Annotated in this window: 6 protein-coding genes; 1 reads left to right on the forward strand and 5 read right to left on the reverse strand. The window is 45.6% G+C overall.

The features are described 5' to 3' along the window. On the reverse strand, positions 1 to 1,702 hold a 1,702-nt coding region (locus ACTHY5_RS11075), incomplete at its 3' end, for a potassium/proton antiporter (RefSeq protein ID WP_441879606.1). Positions 1,703 to 1,921: 219 nt separating this feature from the next. Here ACTHY5_RS11075 and ACTHY5_RS11080 point away from each other — a divergent pair. After that, positions 1,922 to 2,575, forward strand: coding sequence for a glutathione S-transferase (locus ACTHY5_RS11080; RefSeq protein ID WP_441879608.1), 654 nt, complete (start codon positions 1,922 to 1,924; stop codon positions 2,573 to 2,575). A 59-nt stretch (positions 2,576 to 2,634) separates the two neighbouring features. On the opposite strand, the gene cobO is transcribed toward ACTHY5_RS11080, so the two are convergent. The 4 genes from cobO to osmY all read right to left on the reverse strand — a co-directional run bounded on the left by cobO (position 2,635) and on the right by osmY (position 5,123). Then, complete coding sequence (cobO, locus tag ACTHY5_RS11085; protein WP_441879610.1) at positions 2,635 to 3,249, reverse strand: cob(I)yrinic acid a,c-diamide adenosyltransferase; 615 nt, start codon at positions 3,247 to 3,249, stop codon at positions 2,635 to 2,637. 35 nt (positions 3,250 to 3,284) lie between these two features. Then, positions 3,285 to 4,088, reverse strand: a complete 804-nt coding sequence (locus ACTHY5_RS11090) for a CLCA_X family protein (RefSeq protein WP_441879612.1) — start codon at positions 4,086 to 4,088, stop codon at positions 3,285 to 3,287. Between the two features lie 79 nt (positions 4,089 to 4,167). Next, positions 4,168 to 4,329, reverse strand: a complete 162-nt coding sequence (locus tag ACTHY5_RS11095; protein WP_441879614.1) for a DUF1328 family protein — start codon at positions 4,327 to 4,329, stop codon at positions 4,168 to 4,170. A 158-nt stretch (positions 4,330 to 4,487) separates the two neighbouring features. Further along, the gene (gene osmY / locus ACTHY5_RS11100) at positions 4,488 to 5,123 is read right to left on the reverse strand and encodes a molecular chaperone OsmY (protein ID WP_441879616.1); all 636 of its coding nucleotides are present in this window, start codon (positions 5,121 to 5,123) and stop codon (positions 4,488 to 4,490) included. Positions 5,124 to 5,251 lie beyond the last annotated feature (128 nt).

Raw genomic sequence — 5,251 nt, forward strand, 5'->3', positions numbered from 1 at the left:
GCAAGCCCACTTTTAGCACCTGATCGCCATCGACATCCGCCACAGTCCACGCCATGCCATAACGTAAAAAGTTATCGCCTACCACTGGATGCCCGTTACTGTGGGTTAACATAAACTCACCCAAGTTCAATTGAGCTTCACTGTCATCGACATCCACCCCATACATTTTGGCAATGTCAGCCATTAAGGCATCGGCGTCTAAAATAAAGTCACCAAAGAAAGCACGGGCTTTACTACGCGCCGCATCTAAGTCTCCCCCAAACATATTATTTAAGGTTTTAAGGTGATTACTGCGACCGATCACACATAACAAATCATCCATTGCCAGTCGTGTACTGCCCGAGGCAGGCAATAAATGCTCCCCTCTAAACACGGCAGCAACACGACAATGAGGCGGGAATGTTAAATTACGCACCACAACACCGTCTATCGACTCACTGCTGACGGTATACAAAAACATTTCAAAGTCATCTTCTTGAAATATGCCCAACATAGCGCGCCGCTGTGGCGCCAGCTCAGGAGGCACTTCTACTTTTAGCAAACGGGCCATTTGTGGCAAGGTTGAGCCTTGCACTAATAGCGAAATCAGCACCACAAAAAAGGCCACATTAAAAAACATCATGCCTTCGGGTATCCCCGCCATTAGTGGGAAAATCGCCAACACTATGGGCACAGCGCCCCGTAGCCCAACCCAAGATATAAAACTAAACTCACGTTTAGTAAAACGAAAGAAAGGCACCAAAGACACCAATACCGCCAGGGGGCGCGCAATAAAAATTAACGCTAAAGAAATGAGAATCGCCGGTAACGCCATGGCCCACATATCTGATGGCGAAATTAACAACCCCAGCACCAAGAATAAGCCAATTTGGCTTAGCCAAGCTAAACCATCTAATACCGGTAAAATAGACTCCATATCACGCAGGCGTGAGTTACCCAGCACCAAGCCCGCCAAATACACAGCTAAAAAGCCACTTCCCTCCAATAAAGCGGTAAATGCAAACAAAGTGAGCCCAAAACCCGTCACTAAAATAGGATATAAGCCAGGGGCTAACTCAAAGCGCTTGATCATTTGTACTAGTAACATACCGCCTAAGATGCCGGATATGGTGCCAATACCAAACTGTGTGACAAGAAAGAGTAAGGTTTCACCTGTGCCGCTCATCTCACCGGTAATTAAGCCAATTAAGGTGAGCGTTAAAAAAATGGCCATGGGATCGTTGGTGCCGGACTCAATTTCAAGGGAGGCCCCTACCCGCTCGTTCAAGTGCATGCCTCTGCCACTGAGCAGTGAGAACACAGCTGCGGCATCGGTAGAGCCTACAATAGAGCCGAGTAATAAGCCGTGCAGCCAGCTTAAATCCAAAATATAAACGGCAATCAGGCCGGTTACGCCACTGGTCACCAGTACGCCTAAGGTGGCCATACTGATCGCCGGCTTTAGTCCCACCCTAAAGGTTGCCATACGGGTACGCATACCGCCATCTAGCAAAATAATAGCCAGTGCTAAATTGCCTATGCTGTAGGCGAGTGAGTAACTTTCAAATTCAATACCACCAGGGCCACTTTCGCCCGCTAGCATGCCTATCACTAAGAAGATAAGCAGAATAGGGATACCAGAGCGCGCCGACAATAAGGTCGCTAATACGCTCACGCACAGTAAGATCCCAGTCAGTAAGAAGAGGTGTTCAATATTATCCAATGAAGAAATTCCGACAGGATGTTAGGTGTATTAGTTATATCATAATCGGCACTATTTGATGAGAGTGAATTTTTAATTAAATTAAAAAAGTATCTATGCAAAAAAATACATATTTATGACATCAAGATGTCTTGATACACAGATGCTGCCGCAGCGTTAAGCAAGTGTGTCTATATTTGATACCATTAGTTATTTCTATACTTAATGGTGGACATACTCATGGTTTCCCCTCTTCATTGCCTCTACTCTTTTCGTCGCTGTCCTTATGCGATGCGTGCTCGTTTGGGCATTTTATTTGCTAAGTTGCAGCTAGAGCTCAGAGAAATCACGCTAAAAAATAAACCGGCTGCCATGTTAGCCATTAGCCCCAAAGGCACTGTGCCGGTGTTGCAGCTGCAAGATGGTTGCGTAATTGAAGAAAGCCAAGACATTATGATGTGGGCCCTTGAACAGCAAGATCCTGCCGGTTTACTAGAGGGCCCAAGTTTGCAGCAAGCCAACAGCCTAATTGCACAAAACGATCAGCAGTTTAAATATTGGCTAGACCGCTATAAATATGCTGATCGCCACCCTGACATGAGCCAAACAGACTATCGCCAACAAGGGGAAGTGTTTTTACGCACTTTAGAGGCATTATTAACCAAACACCCGTTTTTGCAGGGAGATAAGCCGACCATCGCAGATATTGCCATTATGCCTTTTGTACGCCAGTTCGCTCATGTGGATCGCGATACCTTTTACAAGTTACCTTACCCTCACTTACAGCAGTGGCTACAAGACTGGCTGGCACATCCGTTATTTTTACAGGCCATGACCAAGTATCAGCCTTGGCAGCCCGGGGATAAGGCGGTAATTTTCCCTGAGACGGATTAGATGGTCACTATGGGCGACAAACGCTCATCACATTTAATACGCAGGGCATTAGCTTGAGATTAATAATCAAAGCCCACTTGGGCTTTGACGCCAGCTTCAAAGGCGTGTTTTATTGATTGTACTTCACTCACTGTATCAGCCAATTCAATAATGCTGCGATGACAACCTCGGCCGGTAATAATCACATGTTGATGTGCTGGCCGCTTGTTAAGTGCGCTTAGCACCCGGTCTAGATCTAAATAGTGATAGGCAACCATATAGGTCAGCTCGTCCAACAGTACTAGGTCGATACTTGGGTCAGCCAACATTTTTTCGGCAGGCAACCAAGTTTGTTCGCAAGCGGCTATATCTTGTTCCCTATCTTGAGTGTCCCAGGTAAAACCTGTGTTCATCACCACAAAAGGCACGCCCACTTTTTGTAGTAAATTACGCTCGCCACACTCCCAGCCCCCTTTAATAAACTGCACCACGGCGGCACTTTTACCATGGCCTACCGCTCGGGTGACGGTACCAAAACCGGCGGTACTTTTGCCTTTGCCGTTACCTGTGATCACCATTAACAGGCCCCGCTCTTCTTGAGCCTTGGCAACTTTGGCATCAACGGCTTGTTTTACTTTTTGTTGGCGCTGCTGATGACGTTCGGCTTTAATTTGTTCGCGCTGATTGTCGTTCATTATGTTCCTTACTGCTTTGGGGATAAAATGAAGGGCTAGCCTTGGCGAGTCAGTGCCACGCCCAAGGTACGAAAATAGCGGCTAAATGCCGCATTAATTTTTAAGCGCTGCGCCCCTTGAGGGTATAAGCCCAACTCGGCTTCTTTTGTGGCCTGAGTGCCCGCGACTAAAAAATTATTTTTAATGGCGGCATCTTGCACAAAGGCTTCAAAAGCACGAGCACAGAGCTCTTCGGGCAAACTGTAATACAGGGTCGTTAATTGGCTATCCGCAGCGGCAGAGGCGTTAAACAAGGCGCTGGGTTGAGTACCGGTATCGTCCAGCATAATAGCGTGAAAGCAGTCAAACAGCAGTGTATTTAGCGGGTGCTGAATAAGAGGGGCATTGTTTAACCAAGCATAAGAAGCAAAGACGCGTGAGTCGGCATTCAGTACGGTTTTACTGGCAATGTAGTGATCAAAAGCATGAAACCACTCATGAGCAATGCTGCCAGGACCGGCATTTTTAGCCAGAGAAAAACGGCGAGTGCCCGGATTATAATGTGCCGCCACCCCAGGGCGTCCTCCAATGCCATATTGCAATGATAATGAACCGCGCAGTGAAATGACCTCTTCTGTGCACTGTAAGATCAACATTAAATCACACAAAGCATCAAAAAATAATCCGGCTGCTCGCTCACGTTCAGGGCGTGTCACCCAGCGACCAATCTCTATGCTACAAAAATCGAAGCGCCGCCGTACCTGAACAAAATCAATGGCATTATGGTCGCCATGGCTAGGCCCATTACGATAATAGCGAGACGGTGTCTCGCTATTTTGGGTATGGTGGTGTGCAGTCACTGTTAGCTCAATATTGCCTATGCTGTTGAATATCAGCTTAGTCTAACAGCCCAGCAGACCAGGCTAAAGTCAACTTATTTTAGGGGCCTCTGCGACCCGCAATTAAACTGACAATAAAAATAATAATGCCGACCACAAAGACCAATTTTGCCGCCCCTGCTGCCGTACCGGCTAAGCCACCAAAGCCTAATGCTCCAGCAATGAGTGCTATCACTAAAAAGATAATGCCCCAACGAAACATAAGGTACTCCTTAACTAAGAGAACAGCTGATATAACATAAGTACTGGTTGCTTATGAGCTTACCTGCATGTAAACCATATTGATGTGACAAGTCCCTATATAGGGTTACTTATAACAACAAATACATCCTTATCTAAGGTAATAAGTCATAGCCTAGCTTATGATTTTACTTTTAGATCATTTTTAACGCTTTTTACGTCATCCATGCCTTTTATAAGGTTTTCTGCTTGAATGGATTGCTGTTCATTTTCAACATCACCTGTTAGCTGTACCACCCCATCTTGTGTTTTAACTGAAATACCTAATGAAGGAATACTGGTATCAGTCAATAGTTTGGCTTTTACTGCACTAGTGATAATGGCATCATCTGCATACTCTTTAAGCGACTGTTCACTATCATCTTTTACATTTAACTTATCGTGAACGCTCTGTACACCTTCAATATTTTCTGTGAGTTCTATGGCGTACAGTGCTGCCTCTTGATTTTCCACAAAACCTGATAGCGTGACTGCACCTTGCGCGGTCTCTACTGAAATATCACCGCTGGCAATGGCATCGTTGCTGATCAGCTCGGCTTTCACTTTGGTGGTGATGACACTGTCATCGATAAACTGACCGGCGGTATTGGCGGCCTGATCAAGCTTTTCACCCGAATGCTCCATGGTTTGCTCGGCTTTGTTAGACACAGCCTCTGCCTTATCCGTTACTGTGTTATCAGCGAGTACACTGGTGCTGGCTAATACTGAGCTTAATATTAAAGCTTGGGTTGAGTATGACAGTTTATTATTCTTCATTGTTTGCTCCTTAATATTGCGACTTAAACACTAAGTAAAAAAGTTGCAAATGAAACGAATAATACAAGCTTCGCTTTCTGCCCTTTAAGTTCTAGAACAGCTCATATTAGTTTGCAAGCCCTAAAAAA

The organism is Oceanisphaera sp. (assembly GCF_052084945.1).
In the GTDB taxonomy this organism is placed as follows: Bacteria; Pseudomonadota; Gammaproteobacteria; order Enterobacterales; family Aeromonadaceae; genus Oceanimonas.